The sequence below is a fragment of the Nocardia sp. JCM 34519.1 genome (genome assembly GCF_020361265.1).
Classification (GTDB): domain Bacteria; phylum Actinomycetota; class Actinomycetes; order Mycobacteriales; family Mycobacteriaceae; genus Nocardia; species Nocardia arthritidis_A.
Genome location: NZ_JAIRBR010000011.1, coordinates 59,131 through 80,463, shown reverse-complemented (window position 1 = coordinate 80,463; position 21,333 = coordinate 59,131). Strand labels below are relative to the sequence as shown.

Below are 21,333 nucleotides of genomic sequence, written 5' to 3'. Positions count from 1 at the left end.
GGGTACAGGTCCTTCCTCGTCGTCGGTCGACGGGCGTTTCGGCTACGGCGGAGCGGGTCAGAAGGTTATGACGCCGCGCAGGATGCGGCCGGCCTCCATGTCGGCGTACCCCTGATTGACCTGATCGAGGGTGTATGTCTTGGTGATCAGCTCATCCAGCTTGAGGATGCCGTCGCGGTACATGTTCAGCAGCCGGGGAATCTGGGTGCGCGGGCTTTCCGACCCGTAGAGGCAGCCCTTGATCTCCTTGTTCTCCATGGCCAGCACGAACAAGTTGACGTCGGCCTGCTTTTGGTCGGGCGGGGCCACGGCGGTGACGACGCAGGTGCCGCCCTTGGCCGTCAGCGTGAGGGCAGGCTCCAGCAGCTCGCCTCGCATCACCCCGAACGTGCAGATGACCGAGTCGCACATCTGCCCCCAGGTCAGCGCGCCGACTCCGGCGATCGCCTCGTCGAGCGAGTCGAATACGTGGGTGGCGCCGAAGCGCAGGGCCTGCTCGCGCTTGAACTCCACCGGGTCCACGGCGATGATCCGGCGGGCTCCGGCCACCCGCGCGCCCTGTATCGCACTGATGCCGACCCCGCCGACGCCGAGGACGGCGACCGTGTCACCGGGACGGACTCCCGCGCGGTTGACCGCCGAGCCGAACCCCGTGGCCACCCCGCAGGAGACCAGCGCCACCGCCGGCCACGGGATGTCGGAGTCCACCTTGACGACCGAGGATTCGGCGAGAACCTGCCGGTCGGCGAAGGCGCCGAGCTGCGAGAACCGCGCGACCGGCTGGTCGTTGACGCGGTGCGCCACGCGCCCGTCGGTGATCATCCCGATGTCGAAGAGCCGCGCGCCCTCGTCGCACAGGAACCCGCGGCCGACCCGGCACGGCCCGCATGAGCCGCAGGACGGGATATACGACATCGCCACGTGGTCGCCGGGGGTCACCGACGTCACGCCCTCCCCGACCTCCAGGACCTCGCCCGCGCCCTCGTGCCCATTGATCACCGGGTAGTTGGGGAGGGGCAGGTTCCCGGTCCGCACATGTTCGTCGGAACGACACAGCCCGCAGGCCCGCATCTCGATCAACACCTCGCCCGGACCCGGCTCGTCGAGTTCGACGGTGTCGATGACGTAATCCTGGCCGGGGCCGTAAAGCAACGCTGCGCGCGCGGTGATCATTGGTGACGAACCTCCGACGAAGTGGCGTTTATGGGGTATTTGCTGAGTTCAGCCACGGATGACCGGACTCTCGTCATCGAACGCGTACGCCCGGAACGGGAAGGCCGCGCAGAGCTGCGCAACCTCGGCGCGCACGCTTTCCCGTACCGGCGACGGCAGGGTGTACGCATCGGCCGCGTGTTGTTGTACGGCGGACAGGACCTGGCCGACCAGTCGTGCGCAGTCCGACATCTGGTGCGCGGTCATACCTCGCTGAGCCGGGATGTTGGTGCCGAACCGCAGGCCGCTGGCGACGAGCGGCGGGCGGGCGTCGCCGGGCGTCCGGTTGCGGTTCACCAAGATCCCGCACTCCTGAAGGGCGCGCTCGGCGACAACACCGGTGAGCCCGGACGCCGAGACGTCGACGAGGACCATATGGGTGTCCGTGCCCCCGGTCAGGACCTTGAAGCCGCGGGCAGTGAGGGCGGTCGCCAGCGCGGCCGCGTCGTCGGCTATCAGCCGGGCTGTCCGCTTGAACTCCGCGCGTCCGGCCAACTCGAACGCGCGCGCCTTCGCGGCGATCGCGGCGGCGTTCGGAGTGCCCTGCGACCGCGGAAAGACCGCGCGGTCAAGGGATTTGGCGAAACGCACCCCGTCAGCCGACGGCATATCGCGGTCCTCGCCCATGAGGATCAGGCCGCCGCGCGGTCCCCCCAGCTGTTTGTACGTGCTGGTTGTCGTCACGTGGGCCAGGTTCACCGGACTCGGCAGCACGCCGCCGGCGACGAGGCCCGCGATATGTGAGATATCGGCGAGCAGGTAGGCGCCGGCCTCGTCGGCGATCGCGCGCATTCGCTCGTAGTCGATGATCCTGGGGTAGGAACTGGCGCCGGCGATGATGAGCTTCGGCCGGTGTATCCGGGCCAGCTTCTCGACCTGGCCGTAGTCGATCAGCCCGTCCGCGTCCACCGAGTAGGACACCGCGTTGAACAGGTTTCCGCTGACCGATGCCCGGGATCCGTGGGTCAGGTGACCGCCGGCGTCGAGGTCCAGCCCCAGCAATGTGTCGCCGGCGTCGAGCAGCGCGAACAGCACGGCGAGATTGGCCGAGGTGCAAGAATGCGGCTGGACGTTCGCGTATCGGGCACCGAAGAGGGACTTCGCCCTTTCGATCGCAATTCTCTCGACCGCGTCGAAATGTTCGGCCCCCGGGTGGAACCGCCGTCCGGGGTAGCCTTCCGCGGTCACGTTGGACAGCACCGACCCGGCGGCGGCGAGCACGCTCGGGTCGGCCAGGCTCGCGTGGGCGACCAGAGCCAGTGAATCGACCTGGTGGGCGGTCTCCGCCGCGATTTCCCGGGCGAGCTCCGGATCGTCCGCGAAAAGCGTTGTCATACCTCGCGTCGCGATGCCGAGGACAGCTCGACCGGGCTGATCATATGAGCCGGCCGGCGCGGGGGAGCGGGGTGCGAGGCGATCGCCGCGCCACTTCCGCATCGCGTACTGGGCCGCATAGGCCAAGGCCGCACTGATGAGAACGAAAACGATGGGCACCGTGGTCACCGCCCGTCGGTGAACCAGGGCTCAGGCGGATCCTGTTTCAAGAAGTTGGGTCGGATATCGAAGTCCGGCGGATCAAACGTTCGGTGATATGTCGGAGTCGTAGTCGGCGACATGGCCGGGTTTATCCAGGCCCACTCCGCGGGCACCGAGCGGCCCGCCGCGCCCTCGCGCTCGACGTGCGACACGAACTGCGCGGCCGCCGTGTGATGATCCACAAGGTAGACACCCGCCTCGGCGTAGCTGTAGATGACAGCCTCGTTCAACTCGAGTAGCGCACGATCGCGCCAGAGCGATGCGTTACGACGCATATCCAGTCCCATTCGCTCCGCGATGCGCGGGAGCACGTTGTACCTTCCGACATCGCTCAGATTGCGTGCCCCGATCTCCGAGCCGACGTACCAGCCGCTGAACGGTGCGGCCGTGTACCGGTAGCCGCCGATCTCCAGACACATGTTCGAAATAGCCGGATTGGCATGCCATCGCAGATCGAGCTCCCGGAACCAGTCGAACCGCGGATGGATGATCGGGACTTCCAGGACGCAGTCGTCAGGAACCTCGAACATGACCGGCGGCTTGCCGTCGACGCAGATCACCAGTGGTAGGACATCGAATTCGGTGCCCGCTCCCCGCCAGCCCATGTCGATGACCCGCTGGGTGAACTCCACCTGTTCGGGATCACCGACGACTCGTCCGTCGGGGAGTTTGTACCCCGCGTACCGAATGAGCTGTGAATTTGCGATTCGAACTTGGTTGTCGGATTGGCGCCAGGGTTTGAATATCGTGACCACCGGCCGCAGCCGGCCCTTGTTGGTGGAGACCCTGAGATGTTCCCAACACATCTCGGCAACCTCTTCGGGGCTCTCGCATGAGCGAGCATCTATGAGCTTGAGACTCCGCCAGCTGTACCTCCCTGGACAGCGAGCATGATTGCGCCAGGCGAGTTTGGACCCGGCCAGCAGTTCTTCAGATGTCGGTGTGTAATGACCTGTGGTCTCGATATCGCGGAATATTTCCTGAAGCCGGTTCGGCGGAACCAGTGATTCCAGGTCAGGAAGTGAATAGAATTGCTCCGCTTCCTGGCAGATACTCATACACGCACAAACCGCTGCGAACACATCTCGGGCGTCAGATAGAGAATTGTCATGGTGATAATACGCTTTCCGTTGGAGTGAGCTGCCGACATCGAGCCGCCTGTTTCAGAGCTTGCCGGAGAAGCTGACCCGTATGGGTAATTTGTTAAATAAAGTTCTGTGGCACTTTCTGTGCGGATGAAACCCGCTTCGGCCAGCGAACCCGCCGCAGCGAGCCGGCGTACCCGTAATGCACCGGCAGGTCCGTCTACGTCCTCGACCACAAGGTTCTCCATTGTTACCGAGCATTAGCGAGCAAGCTCAATGGTGTCAGTTATTTGTTCAAGTTGTCAACGGATCATGAATCCTGAGCAACCCCCAGATTCTGGTGTCTTGACCCGGATTCTGGTGTCTTGACATTTCCGGCCGCCATCGCGAATTTGGTTGTAGGCGAACATGTTCGACAGAACTGAGCCTTGCGGCGCCAGCTGCGCGATGGCAAACTCGGACCGACGAACTTCACCCTCGAACCGTTCGCGAAGCTTTTCCGTGCGGAAGGATCGATTCTCTCGGTTTTGTCGTGTGATCGCGACATCGCGTTTAGATTGATTGCCAGGTACGAGGACCGGATTTGGAGTGCAGGAATGACCATATCGCCAGCCCCTGAAAAGGGCGTTCCGCTGTCCTTTGTTCAGGAACAGATCTGGTTTCTCGAAAAGCTCAACCCCGGCGCGATGGCTTACCATGTCATTTCAGCCGTTCGGCTTCGTGGATCGCTTCGTTTCGATATCCTGCAGAACTCCCTGACGCACATCGTGGCGCGGCATGACGCGCTGCGGATGACCTTTCACTCCGTCGACGGAGTGCCTTTCCAGGTGGCGCAGCCGCCCGCGCCGGTCAAACTTCCGACGCTCGTCCTCGGCGGATCCACCGAGGACGAGCGGATGCGGCTGTGCCAGGACGAGGTGCGCCGGCTGGCCGATATCCCGTTCGACCTGGAGCACGGGCCGCTGTACCGGTACCGGCTGCTCGAGCTGGCGGACGACGATCACGTGCTCGTGCAGATCGTGCATCACATCGCGACCGACGGCTGGTCGAACTCGCTGATGACGCACGATCTCGGCCTGGCGTACCGGGCGCTGCTGGAGGGGCGCGAGCCCGACTTCGGCGAGCCGGGGCCGTCATACGGCCGGTACGCGGCCCAGCAGCGGACGCGGTTGCGCGGCGAGCGGCTCGACGAAGAGCTGGCCTGGTGGACGCAACGCCTGTCCGGGCTGCCTACGCTGGACTTTCCCGAGGACCGGCCCCGCCGGGAGGGGCCGAGCCGCGGCGAGGCGACCGTGGTCAAGCCCTACCCGGACGAGTTGCTGACCCGGCTGCGGCTCCTTGCCGAGGAGCACGGCGCGTCGCTGTTCATGGTCCTCGTATCCGCGCTGAACGTGGTGCTGAGCCGGTATACGGGCCAGGACGACCTCCCGGTGGGCGTGCCCATGCTCAACCGTGGGGACCAAGACTCGGAGCGTACGGTCGGGTGTTTCGTCAACATGGTCGTCCTGCGCACCGATCTGTCCGGCGACCCCACCTTCAGCCAATTGCTGGAGCGTGTGACGGACGCCAACATCGATCTGTACGACCATCAGGAAGTCCCGCTGAGCCTGATCGTCGAGAAGCTCCAGCCGGTCCGCGTGCCCGGGAAGAACCCACTGTTCCAGATAGAGGCTCAGCTGCTGCGCCAGGCGGATTCGGGCGCGGACCTCGATCTGCCGGGGCTGATCTGCACGCCGATTCCCATGAGCGCGATGGGGTTGGCCTTCGACATGGTGATCGAGTTCATCGAGGAAGACGATCACCTGACGGTTCGCATCGAATACTCGCGCGACCTCTTCGACGAGTGGCGGATCAGCGCGCTGCTCGATCACCTCGAGGTCGTGCTGACCGCGGCGGTGAGCCAGCCGTCGTTGCGGCTGTCGCAGCTGCCCCTGCTGACGCGCCGGGAACGGGACGAGCTGTTCGCCTTGGGGAAAGGCGAGCAGGCCGAGTACTCGACCGACCCGCTGCATGTGAGCGTGGACCAGGTCGCGCGGACGCGGCCGGACGCCGTCGCCGTGGTGTGTGGTGGTGTCGAGCTGAGTTATGGCGAACTCGGCCGACGCAGTGACCGGCTGGCGCGATACCTGTGCACGCTCGGGGTCAAGCCAGGGCAGGTGGTGGCCATCGTGCTGGACCGGGAGATCGACGCGTTCGTGGCCATGGTCGGCGTTCTGAAGGCCGGCTGCGCGTACGCGGTGATGGACCCGAAGCTGCCGGCCGCCCGGATCGGTTTGCTGATACGCGACACCGCTGCTCCCGTGGTCCTCACCCGCTCGACGTTCGTGGACTCGCTTCCCGAAACGTCGGACCGGGTCACTGTCGTGCTGGACGCCGACTGGCCGAAGATCGAGGCCACCGCCGATGACACACCACTGCCGGAGGTGGCCGGGGACTCGCTTGCCTATGTCCTCTACACGTCGGGTTCCACCGGCGTGCCGAAGGGTGTACTGATCGAGCACCGGGGGATGTCGCTGTTCCGTGCGGCATTCCGTGATTCGTTCGGGTTCGAGGCCGCGGATCGCCTACTCCAGTTGCCCGCACTGAGTTTCGACCAGTCGCAGGGCGAGATGTGGACCGCCTTCCTGGTCGGCGCGACGATCGTCGCGGTCCACGCGAACGACCTGCAGTCCATCGAGGCGCTCAGCACGCTGATGCGCGAGCAGCGCGTCACCTATGCCGCACTGCCGCTGGGCATGCAGTCGCTGCTCGATCCGGAGTCGCTCCCGGATCTGAAGTACATCGTGGGCGGAGCCGAGGGGCTCGACCCGGCTCTGGTCAACAAGTGGAACCTGCCGGGCCGGACCTTCCTCAACCTGTACGGGCCGACGGAATGCGCGGTCGCGCAGACCGAGTACAAGGTGGATCACATCGAATGGCGGATGTCGCCGCCGATCGGCCGTCCGCACCCGAACCGGCAGGTGTACGTCGTCGACCGATGGGACAACCTGGTCCCCAAGGGCGTCAGCGGCGAACTGCTCATCGGCGGTGACGAGGGCGGACTTGCCCGGGGCTACCTGAACCAGCCCGAGGCGACGGCGCAGAAGTTCATCACCGATCCGTTCGATCCGTCCGGCAGGGTCTACCGCAGCGGTGATCTGGTCCGCTGGAACGCGGACGGGCAGCTCGATTTCCTGGGCCGGATGGACAACCAGGTGAAGCTGCGCGGGCTGCGGATCGAACTCGGCGAGATCGAGACCGCACTGCACTCGCATCCCGGCGTCCGGCGAGCGGTGGTCCTGATGCGTCCCGACAGCCACGGCGAGAACCGGCTGATCGCGTACCTCACGTCGGTGGGAGAGCCGGTCGGCATCGAAGAGCTGCGCCGGCACCTGGGGGAATCGCTGCCGGACTACGCGATACCGAGCGCATGGGTGTTCCTGGACGAATTCCCCATGAACGAGGACGGCTGGAAGGTCGACCGGAAGGCGCTGCCCGTGCCCGGCGGCGCGAACGGCGGCGCCGACTCGGCCGCACCGGTGACCGCGACGGAGAAACAGGTAGCCCGCTGCTTCGCCGAGATCCTCGACCTCGGGGCGGGCGCCAGCCCCCAGGGCGGCTTCTTCGACATGGGCGGGAACTCGCTCCAGGCGATGCGGATGGTGGATCGGCTCAGCAAAACGTTCGATATCAAGTTGTCCGTCCAGCAGCTGTGGACCAGTCAGACCGTGACCGGTCTCGCCGCGGCGATCGACGAGTTGATCGGGCAACGGTCCGATGACTGATCACGTCGCCGAACCGTTCGCTACCGAAAGGGTGAGAAAGCAGCTCGTGGGCAAGAACGACTTCTTCGAAAAAGTGCGCGCGCAGTTGGGCGATCGTCTGCTGCTCGCGGAGTCATCGGGATACGAAGACCGCAGGGGCGTTTGGAACGGAATGCACGACCGGTATCCGCTCGCCATCTGCCGGTGCGTGACGGCTGATGACGTGAGCGTGGTCCTGCGTTGTGCGGTCGACGCGGGTCTGCCCGTGACGGTGCGCGGCGGGGGTCACAATGTCGCGGGACTGGCCGTGGCCGATGACGCGGTCCAGATCGACCTCTCGTTGATGCGTCAGGTCACCGTCGATCCGGTGGCACGTCTGGCTTACGCCGAGGGCGGATGTCTGTTGCGTGATGTCGACGCCGCCACGACGCCCCACGGCCTGGCCTGCCCGGCCGGGGTGGTGTCCCACACGGGGCTCGGAGGGCTGGCCCTGGGAGGCGGTTACGGCTGGTTGGCGACCAAATGGGGTCTCACGTGCGACCACATCGTCGCCGCCGAGGTCGTTCTCGCCGACGGCCGTGTCGTGCAGGCAGGCGACGGCCCCGGACAGTACGAGGATCTGCTGTGGGCGCTGCGCGGCGGCGGCGGGAACTTCGGCGTCGTCACCCGGTTCACACTGCGGCTGAGGCCGGTTCGGGATGTCTTCCTCTGGACCGGCGTCTATTCGCTGGAAGCCGCCGATGCGGCGTTGACGGCCTACGGAGCTTTCGCCGGTCGGCAGCCGGCCGACCTGCACACGGTCGGCAGCATGAAATACGCGGGCGACCAGGAGTGGATTCCCGCCGGGCTTCGTGGGCGTCCGGCCCTGTTTTTCAGTGCGGCCTGGTTCGGTGAGCACGGCGGCGCACCGGAGGCCATAGCTCCACTGCTCGACGGCGTGCCGCCGTCGGCGACCCTGGAGCGCCGGATCTCGTATGCCGAGCTCCAGTCCCTCGGGGACAGCAGCGAGCCGTTCGGCAACCGGTACTTCACGAAGTCGTGCTACCTGGCGGATTTGTCTGCCGCGGTGCGAGAAAGAGCTCTGGAGTCCGCTCGGGATATTCGCAGCCCACGATCGTCGATCGACTTCGAATATCTCCGCGGCGCGATTTCGGATATTCCGTCCGACAGCTCTGCCTTTCCCTGCCGGGACGCGCCGTATATCTACACGGTGTCAGCCCAGTGGACCGACCCCGCCGACGACGCCGAGAACGTCGAATGGTCGAGGCGCGGCGTCGACTCGCTGCGGCCGCACCACTTCGGTGGGACGTACGTGAACTACGTCCAGGACGAGACCGACGGCGATATCTCCCGCATCTACGGGGCCGAGCGGCAGCGCAGGCTCGGGATCGTCAAGGCGCGGTACGACCCGCGAAACGTCTTCCGTCACAACAAGAACATCCAGCCGGTCATGAATGACACTGCTAAATACGGGGAGAATTGATGACTCCATCAATCTTGAACGGCGGCGGGATCGTGCGTCCGCCTCATCTGACGGACTACAACGTTCCGGGAGCCTTCGTCGAAGCCATCGGTTCGCCTTGGTACCAGCTGGTTTCGGATCTGCACGACGTCGTCACCCGGGCGACCGTGGAATACGCATCCTCGCGCGGGCTCAAATGGCTGCATCTGCCCATAACGACACGGACGGTCACCTGTGCCCCGGCGGCGGGCAGCGATGCCGGGCCGGTCCCGGTCTGCGTCAGCGGAGTGGACTCGTTCCTGGTGGACTCCATGCAGTTCGCCCTGGAGTACGGCTGCCGGACCGCCTGTGGCGGGTGCTACACCATCATGCCGTCGTTCCGCAGTGATTCGCCCGATGCCACACACCTGGGTCAGTACACGCACAGCGAGGCGGAAATCCCCGGAGACCTGGACGATCTCATCGAATACGTCGAGGGCTACATTCGGGCACTTTCCGGCGCCGTGCTCGACGGCATGGGGGATCGACTGGCCGTCGCGCGCGGCGACATCTCGCACCTGCAGCGGGTGGCGGGCCGCAACGGAAGCTTCGAACAGATCTCCTATGCGGAGGCCGTGCGACTGGTCTGCGATATCGAAGGCGCGGTCACGACGGGCGAGAACTTCTCGGAACTCACCCGGAAGGGTGAACAGGCCGTGATGGAGAAGGTGGACGAGATCGTGTGGGTGCGGAACTTCGAGACCATGAGTGTGCCTTTCTATCATGCGTTCGCAGATCAGGGCGCCCGCTACGCCGCCAACGCCGACTTGTTCTTCGGCCTGGGGGAGATCATCGGCTCCGGCGAACGGCACAGCGATTCCGGCGAGCTGCGCAAGTCGATGGATATGCACGGGGTGGTCCAGTCGGATTACGAGTGGTACATCCGAATGCGGGATGAGGCGCCGATGAAGACCGCCGGCTTCGGCATGGGCGTCGACCGTTTCCTGATGTGGGTGCTTCGGCACGACGACATCCGTGATATCCCGATCATCTCGCGTATTGATGAGCCACCGGCCTGGCCCGCCGCTGTCGTGCGCCCGTGAGGACATGATGAGTACTTCGTTGCGGACGGATGCGCCGCAGACCCTGGACGCGAACCTGGTGCCGCTGCGGCGGTCTGCCGGGGACCACCGTGTGTACTGCCTGCACTCGGTCGGAGGTGGCACGCTCGGTTACTGGGATCTGGCGCGCCTGTGGCCGAGCGGCACCCGAGTGATCGGGGTGGAGTCCGCGGGCCTGCACGGTCAGCCGGCGCAGGAGAGCCTGGTCGAGATGGCCGAGAGCTACGCCGCCGCGATCCGGAACGACGTCGCGAACGACAGCGGCCCGGCGGTGGCGCCGGTGCTGGTGGGATGGGGACTCGGCGGGCTGCTGGCCTGGGAGACGGCGCAGGCGCTGCGTCGGGCCGGCGCGAAGATCGCCCGGCTGATCCTCGTCGACAGCCCGCCGCCAGGAACGCTCGACGATGCCGACGAGCTGGTGCGGCACGCGCTGGAGGCGGCGCAGTCGGAGGCGCCCGACCTTTCCCGCACAAGAAATACGGAGGGCTCCGCCAGCACGGTCCGCAGCGCCAACTCGGCCGCGTGGAAGCGGTACCTCACGGGCGAGCGGCCGCGGCATCCGCAGGCCGACTATCCGGTGCTGCTCGTGCACGCCTGCCTGGCGGAAACCGCTGACGAGGACGATCGCCTACAGGAAGAAGTGCGGCACTGGGATCGCGCGGAGCGCTGGTGCGCGCTGATCGGATCGCAGCTTTCCGTCACCTCTCTGGCCGCGGGCCGCAACGAGATCATGCGTGAACCGGCCGTCGACCGACTCGTGACACTGGCGGTGCAGGCTCCGGGCGTCATCTCGCCGCAGGACCGTGCCGGCGATCCGGGTTCGGACTTCTTCGGTCGCGGTGGTGTTCGTCCGGCTTTGGTGCCGGTGGTGCGTCCGGTGCGGGTGCCGTTGTCGTTTGCGCAGTTCCGGTTGTGGTTTTTGGATCGGGGTGGTGCGGGGGCGGCTTATCACGTGCCCGCGGTGTGGCGGTTGTCGGGGGAGGTTTCCGCCGAGGCGTTGGGGTTGGCGTTGCGTGATGTGGTGGGGCGTCATGAGAGTTTGCGGACGGTGTTCGCGGATGTGGAGGGGGTTCCGGAGCAGCGGGTGATGGACCTGGAGCGGGTGGGGCCGTTGCTGGCGTGTGCGGATGCGGATGCCGGGGACGTGGATGTGTTGGTGGAGCGGTTCGCGGCGCGGGAGTTCGATCTGCGAGTGGACATTCCGGTGCGCGCGGCGTTGTTCGTGACCGGACCGGGGGCGGCTGTGTTGGTAGTGGTGGCTCATCACATCGCTACCGACGGCTGGTCGATGGGAGTGTTCGCGCGGGACTTGTCGCAGGCCTACGAGGCGCGGGTGGCGGGTCGTATGCCGGATTGGGCGCCGTTGCCGGTGCAGTACGCGGACTTCGCGATATGGCAGCGAGAGCTGCTGACGGACGCGGGCCGGGAGCAGGCGCTGGCCGGTCAGGTCGAGTTCTGGCGGCGCAGGCTGGAAGGCGCTCCGGCGATGTTGAACCTGCCGGTGGATCGTCCACGACCGGCGGTGGCGTCGTATCGGGGTGCCGTGGTGCGAGCGCAGGTGTCGGCTGGGCTGCATGGGCAGTTGCTCGAACTGGCGCGGGAGCAGGGCTGCACGCTGTTCATGGTGTTGCATGCGGGGTTGGCGGTGTTGTTATCGGCCTATGGCGCCGGGGAAGACATCCCGCTTGGCACGGCGTTCGCCGGGCGCACCGACGAAGCGCAGGAGAACCTGGTGGGGTTCTTCGTCGAGACACTGGTCCTGCGCACCGACCTGTCGGGAAATCCGACATTCCGTGAGGTACTCGACAGGGTCCACAAGGTGGACCTCGAGGCGTACTCACACCAGGATGTTCCGTTCGAACGGGTGGTTGAGGCAGTCAACCCGGAACGTTCCACCGCTTACCACCCACTGTTCCAGGTCTTCTTCGCACTCGACGACGGCTCGTACAGCAGCCGCCTCCGATTGGGCGACGTCGACGTGCGAAAGGTGCCCGGACCCGCTCAGACGGCGCAGTTCGACCTGGCATTCGACTTCGAGGAGCATCGCGACGAGAACGATGTGCCGGCGGGCATGGAGTTGGTGATCGAGTACGCCACCGACTTGTTCGACGAGAGCACCGTGACGGTGCTGGCGGAGCAGTTGCTGCGGCTGCTGGAACTGGTCGTTGACGAGCAGGACCTGCGGATCAGCGAACTGGACCTACTCTCCCCGGCCGAACGCGACCACCAGCTGACGCAGTGGAACGGAGCACCGCGAGAAGAGGAACCGCTCGAACTCCTCGACTGCGTGCGCCGGTTCGCCGGGGGCAGCCCGGATGCCGTGGCGGTCTCCGGCGCGGATCGCGAGGTCACCTACCAGGAGCTGACCCGGCAGGCGGACAACGTTGCCCGGGTGCTGGCCGGGATGGGGGCCGGCCCGGATGTGCCCGTGGCGGTGCTGTCCGAACGTAGCGCGTGGTACGAAGCGGTGATAGTCGGGATCTTGGGGGCCGGCGCCGCTTACCTGTCACTGGACGCGGGCACTCCGGTCTCGCGGGCGGCGCGAATGCTGAAGGACAGCGGTGTCACGCTCCTGATCGCCGAGGCCGGGCTGCGGGACCGCGCCGTCGATATAGCCGCGGCAGCCGAGCACCAGGTCACGGTCGTGGATCCGGAGACGCCCGCGCCGGTCGGCGGCGACCCGGATACCGGGCTGGACGTGAACCGTGACTGCCTGGCGTACCTGGTGTTCACCTCGGGATCGACCGGCCGCCCGAAGGCGGTGGCGGTACCGCGACGCGGCCTGTCCAATCACCTGCGGGCGGTCGTCGAACTGTACGGCCTCACCTCGCGCGACGTCATGGCGTTCAATGCCCCGCTGACGTTCGACGTGTCGGTGTGGCAGGCGTTGACCATGCTGGCGGTCGGCGGCCGGGTGCACATCATGGATCAGGACACCGCGCGTGACCCGATCGCCATGCTCAAATGCGTGGACGAGCATCGGATCACGGTCCTGCAGATCGTGCCCGCCATGCTCCGAGCCGTGCTCGACGTGCTCGACGCCGGCAGTGCTCCGCCCGAATGGTTGTCCGGCCTGCGGCTGATGCTGGTGCACGGTGAGGAGTTGTCGGCAGATCTGATCACGTCATGGTATGCGCGCTTCCCGAAGAACGCGCTGATGAATGTGTACGGGCCGGCCGAATGCTCCGACGATGTCTCGATCGCGGCCCTCGGACACCATTCGGCCGGTTCCGGCGGCCGGGCGTCGATCGGCCGCCCCCTGGTGAACACCCGGGTGTACGTGCTCGATCCGCACCTGAACCTGCGGCCCGTCGGCGTGGCCGGCGAGCTCTACGTCGCGGGGGCGGGACTGGCACGCGGCTACACCGGCCGCCCGGACCTGACCGCCGCCCGCTTCGTGGCCTGCCCGTTCGGCGCTCCGGGCGAGCGGATGTACCGCACCGGCGACCTGTCCCGATGGAACAGCGGCGGCGAACTCGAATTCCTCGGCCGCACCGATGAGCAGGTGAAGATCCGCGGCTACCGGATCGAGCCACGCGAAGTCGAGACCGTCCTTCAGACCATGCCAGGGGTGGGACAGGCCACCGTCGTCGTGCGCGACGACGTTCCGGGGGATAAGCGACTCGTCGCCTACGTCGTCCCCGCCCCCGGTGCGACCGTGGCGATCACCGAGGTACGTCAGGCCGCGGAGGGCTTCCTGCCCGAGTACATGATGCCCGCGGCGATCGTGGTGCTGGACGAGCTTCCGCGCACCATCCACGGAAAACTCGACCGCGACGCGCTGCCTGTCCCCGACTACGCGCCGATGTCGGACCGCGCTCCGCGCACCATCCGAGAGACGATCCTGCGTGACCTGTTCGAAGAGGTTCTCGGCATCCCCGGCGTCGGTGTCGACGACAGCTTCTTCGCCATCGGCGGCCATTCCCTTCTCGCGATTCGCCTCCTCGGCCGAATCAGGGCCGTCCTGGACATCGACGCGACCGTTCGCGACCTCTTCGACGCGCCCACCATCCGCAGGCTCGCGAAGCGGCTCGACACGATCACCGGTGGTGTTCGTCCGGCTTTGGTGCCGGTGGTGCGTCCGGTGCGGGTGCCGTTGTCGTTTGCGCAGTTCCGGTTGTGGTTTTTGGATCGGGGTGGTGCGGGGGCGGCTTATCACGTGCCGGCGGTGTGGCGGTTGTCGGGGGAGGTTTCGGCGGAGGCGTTGGGGTTGGCGTTGCGTGATGTGGTGGGGCGTCATGAGAGTTTGCGGACGGTGTTCGCGGATGTGGAGGGGGTTCCGGAGCAGCGGGTGATGGACGTGGAGGGGGTGGGGTCGTTGCTGGCGTGTGCGGATGTGGATGCCGGGGACGTGGATGTGTTGGTGGAGCGGTTCGCGGCGCGGGAGTTCGATCTGCGAGTGGACATTCCGGTGCGGGCGGCGTTGTTCGTGACCGGACCGGGTGAGGCTGTGTTTGTGGTGGTGATGCATCACATCGCCTCGGACGGTTGGTCGATGGGGGTGTTCGCGCGGGATTTGTCGCAGGCCTACGAGGCGCGGGTGGCGGGTGGTGTGCCGGATTGGGCGCCGTTGCCGGTGCAGTACGCGGATTTCGCGATCTGGCAGCGGGAGTTGTTGATGGGTGGGGGCCGAGAGGACGTATTGGCCGGTCAGGTCGAGTTCTGGCGGCGCAGGCTGGAAGGCGCTCCGGCGTTGTTGAATTTGCCGGTGGATCGTCCGCGGCCGGCGGTGGCGTCGTATCGAGGTGCGGTGATGCGGGCGCCGGTGGCGGCCGATCTGCACGGGCGGTTGGTGGAGTTGGCGCGGGAGCAGGGCTGCACGCTGTTCATGGTGTTGCATGCGGGGTTGGCGGTGTTGTTGTCGGCGTACGGCGCTGGGGAGGACATCCCGTTGGGCACGGCGTTCGCGGGGCGCACCGATGAGGCGCAGGAGAATCTGGTGGGGTTCTTCGTCGAGACACTGGTCCTGCGCACGGATTTGTCGGGGGATCCGACATTCCGTGAGGTGCTCGACCGGGTCCATGCGGTGGATTTGGAGGCGTATTCGTATCAGGATGTGCCGTTCGAACGGGTGGTGGAGGCAGTCAACCCGGAACGCTCCACCGCTTACCACCCACTGTTCCAGGTCTTCTTAGCACTCGACGACGTTTCCTACAGCGACAGCTTGCGACTCGGTGACGTCGATGTCCGGACAATGCCGGAGTCTCTGGTTTCAGCGCAGTTCGACCTGTCGGTCATCTTCGAGGAGCATCGCGACGCGAGTGACGGCCCGGCGAGTATGGAGTTGGTGATCGAGTACGCCACCGACTTGTTCGACGAGAGCACGGTGTCGGTGCTGGGGGAGCGGTTGCTGCGGCTACTGGAACTGGTCGTTGACGAGCAGGACCTGCGGATCAGCGAACTGGACCTGCTCACCCCCGCAGAACGCGACCGCCAATTGACCCAATGGAAGTGGAACGGGTCGCTGCGTGAGGACGAGCAGTTCGAGGGCGGCGCCGAGCGAGACCGTGATGCCCCGCCCACCTTGCGGGAACAGATGCTCTGCGATCTGTTCAAGGAGATCCTCGACGTCCCCGATGTCGGCGTGGACGACAACTTCTTCGCCCTCGGCGGTTACTCGATGCTGGCCAGCCGGATGGTCAGCCGCATCTGGACGGTCATGAACGTTCACGTGAAGGTCCGCGACCTCTTCGCCGCGCCCACACCCGGCAAACTCGCCGAACGCCTCGACGAACTGCAGCACTCGTCCCAATCGAAGCCGCGATGACGTGGACAGGACGGATGCATTCCGCCCAGACCATGGGGACGAGCGAGACCGAGCAGAACCCGAAGGGGGTGAGATGAGGCCCACCGTCGCCGAGGCGGAGCCGCGGCGTAGCAACATCCTGCTCAGGCATCGCAACTTCCGGCTGTTCTGGCTGGGCGAGACCATCAGCACACTCGGCTCGCAGATGGTCGTCGTGGTGGTTCCGCTCATCGCCCTGGAGGTGCTGCACACGGGGACACTGGCTGTGGGTCTGTTGCAGTCCTGCCTGTGGTTGCCCTGGTTCGTGATCGGCCTGCCGGTCGGTGCGTGGGTGGACCGCCACCGTAAGCGGCCGATCATGCTGGTCGCCGACATCGTCGCGTTCCTGGCGTTCGTCAGCATCGCGATCATGGCTTGGACCGGGACCGTCACGATCGCCGAACTCGCGATCACCCTCCTGATCGGCGGCGCCGCGCAGGTCTTCTTCACGGCTGCCTACCAGCCATACCTGAAGTCCCTGCTCGCCGGGCCGGACCGCGCCGAAGGAAATTCCATCCTGGAGGCGAGCGCGACGGCAGCCCAGGTCGGCGGGCCCGGGGTCGGCGGTGTGGTCTCCCAGTTGTTCGGCGCTGTCACCGGAATGTTCATCAATGGTCTGACCTTCGCCTACTCGGCCTTGTGCCTTGTCCGCATTCCCCCGCACGAGCCCGCTCGCGAGCCGTCGGACGGGCCGCGGACCTCACTGCGCACCGAGATCAAGGACGGCGTGGTATTCGTCGCGAAAAACCCGTACCTCCGAACAATGACCCTGTACGAAGGTCTGGGCAATATCGGGGACGCCATGATGATGGCCGTCGCGATCGTATTCCTCGTGCAGACGATCGGCGTCAACGCGGGCGTCGCCGGCGTACTCGTCGCCATCACGAACATCGGCGGGATCCTCGGCGCGATGGCGACGCCTCGACTCTGCCGCCGGCTCGGCACCGCCCGGGCGCTCCTGCTGGCGGTCGCCGTGTCCGCGCCGTTCACCCTGCTGATTCCGCTCAGCTTTCATGGCGGTGGGCTCACCTTCTTCGTCGTCGGGTCCGCCGTCTATCTGGCCGGTATCAGCGTGGCCAACGTCGTGCTCGGCACGTTCGTCCAGTCGTACGTGCCGGAGCGGTTACTCGCCCGGTGCAGTGCCGTTTTCACCCTGCTGAACAAGGGCTGCATGCCATTGGGATCCCTAATAGGCGCCGTACTCGGCAGTGTCTACGGCCCCAGAACCGCGCTGCTGGTAGTGGGGATCGTGATCACCCTCAGCACCGGCGCGCTTCTCATCGGGCCGGTGCGGCATCGGCGAGACCTCCCGACGGAACCCCTGACCGGTGGAGAATACGCATGATCCCTGTCGACATCACCGATTCGCCGAACCGTATCAACCTGGTACAGCCGGGGCTCTACTCCGAAGGTGACCCGTTCGCCCAGTGGCGGTGGCTCCGCGAGAACGATCCCGTGCATCACCATGACCCGACCGACTACCCCGGTTTCTGGGCGCTGACCAAGTATGAGGATGTCAAGGCCGTCCTGCGCGACGCGGAAACGTTCAGTTCGGCCGGCGGCATACTCCTGCGGCCTTCGGGGCATGGCGCGGACCCCGGGGGTGGCCGGACCCTGGCACTCACCGACCCGCCCCGCCACCGCGAGCTGAGAGGGCTGGTCGACGGATGGTTCACCGTCCGTTCGGTGCGGGCCTTCGAGGCCAAAGTGCGCGAGGTCGCCGCGAGCGTGCTCGACCTGGTACTGGAGCAGGAGCGCTGTGACTTCGTCGGCGACATCGCGGCGCGGATACCGCTCTATATGAGCTGCGTCATGATGGGAGTGCCCGAGTCGGACTGGGAGAACCTGTTCAGGTTGAGCCGCGAAGCACTCGGCGGTGGGGACGCGATGACCAGGCGGCTCGCCCACTTGCAGATCATGGAGTACTTCGGGGATCTCGCGGCGGACAAGGCAGCCCACCCGGGTGACGACCTGGTGAGTGTGCTGGCCGCGGCCGAGGTCGAGGGTGCGCGGCTCAGCCGGGAGGACATCGTCCTCAACTGCGATAACTTGTTCGTGGCCGGCACGGAGAACACCCGCCTCGCGGCGGCCGGAGGGATACTCGCGTTCCTCGAGCATCCGGACCAGTGGCGGCTGCTCGTCGAGAACCCGAAGCTCCTGCCCGGCGCGGTTGAAGAGGTGCTTCGCTGGACGTCCAGTGCGACGCACCTGATGCGCACCGCTACGCGGCCGGTCGAGGTCCGCGGTCGGCACATCAGCGCCGGCGAACGGGTGGTTGTCTGGCTGCCCTCGGCGAATCGTGATGAGGACGTGTTCGCCGATCCCGACCGCTTCGACGTGACCCGAAATCCCAACCGGCACTTATCTCTTGGCGCCGGCGCGCACTTCTGTGTCGGCAGCACGCTGGCCCGCGTCGAGATCCGATTCCTCTTCGCCGAACTCCTCGACAGATCCATCGCGATCGAACTGGACGGGGTACCGACGCGGCTCGACTCCGTCGTAGTGAACGGCCTGGAACGCCTGCCCGTGAAGTTGCTCCGGTCGAACTCGTAGCGTCGCCGGCGCGGAGCAAGACCCGAGATTCACAGATATAACAAGATCGACACCATACGGAAGGGCAGGCCATGGCCGTCATTCACCACACAACGATCACGCCGACCAAGCTCGAGTTGCTGGCCGCGTGGCTGCCGAGCAGGCCGTGGTACCACGGCCCGGCCGAGCCCGTGCTGACCGATGCGGGCGGGTTCCGCCTCGACGACCCGCAGGGTGCGGTCGGCATCGAGTTCAAGATCGTCACCGAGACCTCCGGCGAGCCCGAACGCACCTATCTGGTGCCGATGACCTACCGCGGCGAGCGCCTCGAGGGGGCCGACCACGCCCTCGTCGGCACCACCGAGCACGGCGTACTCGGCAAGCGTTGGGTCTACGACGCGCTCGGCGACCCGGTCGCCGTGGCCGAGCTGATCGCCCTGCTGGCCGGGCGCGTGCAGGCCCAGATGCAGTCCGTCAGCGACGAGGTCGACCGCAGAGTCCAGGCGACATGGACCGGCCCCGGCCTGCCGGACGTAGTGGAATCCTTCACGACCTCGGACGATCCCGACGGCACGCAGGTGACCGTCCGCCTCGGCGACGCGTCGGATACGCCATGTCAGTTGGTGATCCGGCTGGTCCGTGCCCTGGCGGCTGGCGAAGCCCCCGCCGCTGACGGACACATCATCGCCGACTGGCTGCTGTCCGACGGTACGTCAGCCCGCGGCTGCATCGCCTGGGCTCGACACCGCTGACCCCGACCCGCCCTCCCCGAGCAACGATCACTCGCCGCTGCTGTGGTCCGCCTTCGCCACATTCGTCGCATGAAGGCGATCAGCGGGTCAGATCGGGAACTCGCGCAATGACGTGTGGGTGAATGCCTCGATCTGCTCTTGAAGCTCGTGCGCCTTGTGGACCTGGAAATTGTTCAGCGACCGATGGAGTAAGCCGAACGTTTTGACGAGGTCATTGGTGCGTCGTTCGGGTGCCAGACCGAATACCGGGCCCAGGGGTTCCAGAGCGCCATCGAGTTCGCCGCCGGCCAACCGGGTCAGGGCCAGACTGATTCGCGACTCCGCTTCACAATCGAAGTCCCAGTCGGGTTGGTTCGGATCCCGATAGGCGTCCACTGCTCGAACGCAGTATGTCTCTGTTGCCGGGGGCGGGGTGGCCAGGGCCGCTAATCCGCGGGCCGCGTAGTACAGGCGCCTGGAGTGTCCGAAGGTACAGATGCCGCCGAATCCGTCCAGTTCATCCAGCTCGGAACGCTCATATGTCGCATCAGCGAGATCGTTCATTTCGGCGGTCTTCTCGATATTGCCGAGTGCTGCCCATGCCCTGGCCGCATTCGAGTAGAGCCACGGAATCGAGGTGCCACGTGTTACGGTCGCCAGATCGGCAACCGAATTGGCGTATCGAACGGCATCCCACGGTTTGTTGTCCCAATAGCAGATATACGACTGGATACCTCGAACCCAGGCTCGCAGTCCATGGTGATCGGCATACTCCGCCCACATATAAGCGGCCCGCGCGTGAGTGAGTGCGAGCTGAAATCGCCCGACATCTTCACTTGCGTAGCCGAATATGCCGCCGATTATCGCGGCGAGAAAATACAACTGCCGCGCATTCGCGGGCTTTTGCCGCTGCTCGAGCGAGGAGAATATGGCTTCCTGCGCATTCAAGAGCTTCCCCAGTATCAGCGGAAGCGGCTCGCGCTGGTACATCGAGGCCAATTCCCGGATTTCGTCGGTGAGCAGATCTATTTCTTCGGCATTCGTAACCACTCGTTGTTGTAGGGAGAACTTGCGTGATCGCTCCGCGGCCATGGTCAACAGCTCCAAACCAGATTGTCCGACTGATTGGTCGACGGCCGAGATGGAGTCGCCCGATTGCGGAGACCAGGTCTTCAGCAACTCGTCGATGGGCAGTTGGAACAGCGCCTGCAGGACTCGGCGCGTGGCCGGCGTGGTACCCGCCCGCTCGCCCGAGGCCAGCCGCCGGAGATGCCGCGCGGTGATACTCACCCCGTGCTCGTTCAGCTTCCGTGCGAGCGCTTCGAAATCCTGTACGACCTCGTCGTAGGTTCGGTCCCGTTCGCGGAGCAACTTTTCGAGAACAGTCCGCGGAACGTGGGAGCTTCGTCCAGCCATTACAACTCTTTTCGACCCGTCGTCCCGAACAGTACAAAGATCGCACCAAGTATGGGGAGCATTGTCCGCATGCGGTCCCCATGATGTCCGGTCGATGTCCATATTAGCTCCCCGCGAGGTCCGCCGGAACGTCGACAACATTGATGGCAAGACAACTTCCACGGCTCCCAGTTATCGGAGATCGAAATGTACCGACCAACGAAAAAGGCGTTCTATGCCACACTTTCGCCAATACTTGTAATCGTCGCTTTGACCATGGGAGAGAGTAGCGAGATCGACTGGATACTATTGATAAAATTTCTGTGCGCCGCGATCCAGCTCTTGATCGCGATTCGCGTGTTTCGCGGCGACGATCAGCCCGAGCCGATCGAGACAGAGCGCACGACGATTATCGTGCTGCCTCGAACAAATGGTTACGACGACTGATTTCGTATCGGTCCGCCTTCGCGACGATCACCATCCGACCACCCCCGAAATTCAGTCCGTTCATTTGTTCCATGATCAGCCGGGTCAGCGCTTCCGGGGCGCTTCCTCGGGAATCCAGTGGGAGATATCCTCTAACATCTCGAACCGATATGGTCCGGTCACATACTGTTCGGCGGCTGGTAACGGTGGTTCGGCCCTTCGAGACGCCGCCGGAGCGCCCGCTGAACTCGTACACTGCGCCTATGCCCGACAGACCCGTCATACCGAGGGCGACAGCCCTGGTCCACGATTGGTCCACAAAACGT

13 protein-coding genes are annotated in these 21,333 nt (G+C 65.6%); 8 read left to right on the top strand and 5 right to left on the bottom strand.

Annotated features, from left to right (window positions below; translation table 11 throughout):
* Window positions 1–57: 57 nt before the first annotated feature.
* The 4 genes from LGY53_RS25280 to LGY53_RS25265 all read right to left on the bottom strand — a co-directional run bounded on the left by LGY53_RS25280 (window position 58) and on the right by LGY53_RS25265 (window position 4,081).
* Entirely contained in the window at window positions 58–1,173 is a 1,116-nt protein-coding gene (locus LGY53_RS25280; protein ID WP_225729202.1) for an NDMA-dependent alcohol dehydrogenase, read from the bottom strand.
* A 48-nt stretch (window positions 1,174–1,221) separates the two neighbouring features.
* The gene (glyA, locus tag LGY53_RS25275; protein WP_225729201.1) at window positions 1,222–2,547 is read right to left on the bottom strand and encodes a serine hydroxymethyltransferase; all 1,326 of its coding nucleotides are present in this window, start codon (window positions 2,545–2,547) and stop codon (window positions 1,222–1,224) included.
* Window positions 2,548–2,711: 164 nt separating this feature from the next.
* On the bottom strand, window positions 2,712–3,830 hold the full coding sequence (locus LGY53_RS25270) for a nitric oxide synthase oxygenase (RefSeq protein ID WP_225729200.1): 1,119 nt from the start codon (window positions 3,828–3,830) through the stop codon (window positions 2,712–2,714).
* Complete coding sequence (locus tag LGY53_RS25265) at window positions 3,803–4,081, bottom strand: hypothetical protein (protein WP_225729199.1); 279 nt, start codon at window positions 4,079–4,081, stop codon at window positions 3,803–3,805. Before LGY53_RS25265 ends, LGY53_RS25270 begins: the two co-directional genes overlap by 28 nt.
* Window positions 4,082–4,261: 180 nt before the next feature.
* On the opposite strand from LGY53_RS25265, the gene LGY53_RS25260 reads away from it, so the two are divergent.
* The 7 genes from LGY53_RS25260 (at window position 4,262) to LGY53_RS25230 (ending at window position 19,207) form a co-directional block, all read left to right on the top strand.
* Window positions 4,262–7,597: a non-ribosomal peptide synthetase gene (locus LGY53_RS25260; RefSeq protein WP_225729198.1), complete on the top strand. Its 3,336-nt coding sequence runs from the start codon at window positions 4,262–4,264 to the stop codon at window positions 7,595–7,597.
* Between the two features lie 46 nt (window positions 7,598–7,643).
* Entirely contained in the window at window positions 7,644–9,059 is a 1,416-nt protein-coding gene (locus LGY53_RS25255) for an FAD-binding oxidoreductase (protein ID WP_225729197.1), read from the top strand.
* Window positions 9,059–10,120 carry an amino acid--tRNA ligase-related protein gene (locus LGY53_RS25250; protein WP_225729196.1) on the top strand — a complete coding sequence of 354 codons (1,062 nt, stop codon included), beginning with the start codon at window positions 9,059–9,061 and terminating at the stop codon, window positions 10,118–10,120. Before LGY53_RS25255 ends, LGY53_RS25250 begins: the two co-directional genes overlap by 1 nt.
* Before the next feature lie 7 nt (window positions 10,121–10,127).
* Entirely contained in the window at window positions 10,128–15,905 is a 5,778-nt protein-coding gene (locus tag LGY53_RS25245; RefSeq protein ID WP_225729195.1) for a non-ribosomal peptide synthetase, read from the top strand.
* 73 nt (window positions 15,906–15,978) lie between these two features.
* Window positions 15,979–17,268 (top strand): MFS transporter, encoded by a 1,290-nt coding sequence (locus LGY53_RS25240; protein WP_225729194.1) that lies wholly within the window; start codon window positions 15,979–15,981, stop codon window positions 17,266–17,268.
* Window positions 17,265–18,476 (top strand): cytochrome P450, encoded by a 1,212-nt coding sequence (locus tag LGY53_RS25235; protein ID WP_225729193.1) that lies wholly within the window; start codon window positions 17,265–17,267, stop codon window positions 18,474–18,476. The genes LGY53_RS25240 and LGY53_RS25235 overlap by 4 nt, the downstream gene beginning before the upstream one ends.
* Before the next feature lie 71 nt (window positions 18,477–18,547).
* Window positions 18,548–19,207 (top strand): 1,4-alpha-glucan branching protein, encoded by a 660-nt coding sequence (locus tag LGY53_RS25230; protein ID WP_225729192.1) that lies wholly within the window; start codon window positions 18,548–18,550, stop codon window positions 19,205–19,207.
* An 87-nt stretch (window positions 19,208–19,294) separates the two neighbouring features.
* Here the strand turns inward: LGY53_RS25230 and LGY53_RS25225 are convergent, their stop codons facing one another.
* Window positions 19,295–20,476, bottom strand: coding sequence for a hypothetical protein (locus LGY53_RS25225; protein ID WP_225729191.1), 1,182 nt, complete (start codon window positions 20,474–20,476; stop codon window positions 19,295–19,297).
* A 312-nt stretch (window positions 20,477–20,788) separates the two neighbouring features.
* Between LGY53_RS25225 and LGY53_RS25220 the strand changes: the two genes are divergently transcribed.
* Window positions 20,789–21,028, top strand: a complete 240-nt coding sequence (locus tag LGY53_RS25220) for a hypothetical protein (protein WP_225729190.1) — start codon at window positions 20,789–20,791, stop codon at window positions 21,026–21,028.
* The last annotated feature ends 305 nt before the right edge of the window (window positions 21,029–21,333 follow it).

Coding starts and splice junctions, on each gene's coding strand:
- LGY53_RS25240 (WP_225729194.1), top strand. CDS start 15,979: ATGAGGCCCACCGTCGCCGAGGCGGAGCCGCGGCGTAGCAACATCCTG.
- glyA (WP_225729201.1), bottom strand. CDS start 2,547: ATGACAACGCTTTTCGCGGACGATCCGGAGCTCGCCCGGGAAATCGCG.
- LGY53_RS25235 (WP_225729193.1), top strand. CDS start 17,265: ATGATCCCTGTCGACATCACCGATTCGCCGAACCGTATCAACCTGGTA.
- LGY53_RS25250 (WP_225729196.1), top strand. CDS start 9,059: ATGACTCCATCAATCTTGAACGGCGGCGGGATCGTGCGTCCGCCTCAT.
- LGY53_RS25280 (WP_225729202.1), bottom strand. CDS start 1,173: ATGATCACCGCGCGCGCAGCGTTGCTTTACGGCCCCGGCCAGGATTAC.
- LGY53_RS25220 (WP_225729190.1), top strand. CDS start 20,789: ATGTACCGACCAACGAAAAAGGCGTTCTATGCCACACTTTCGCCAATA.
- LGY53_RS25265 (WP_225729199.1), bottom strand. CDS start 4,081: ATGGAGAACCTTGTGGTCGAGGACGTAGACGGACCTGCCGGTGCATTA.
- LGY53_RS25245 (WP_225729195.1), top strand. CDS start 10,128: ATGAGTACTTCGTTGCGGACGGATGCGCCGCAGACCCTGGACGCGAAC.
- LGY53_RS25230 (WP_225729192.1), top strand. CDS start 18,548: ATGGCCGTCATTCACCACACAACGATCACGCCGACCAAGCTCGAGTTG.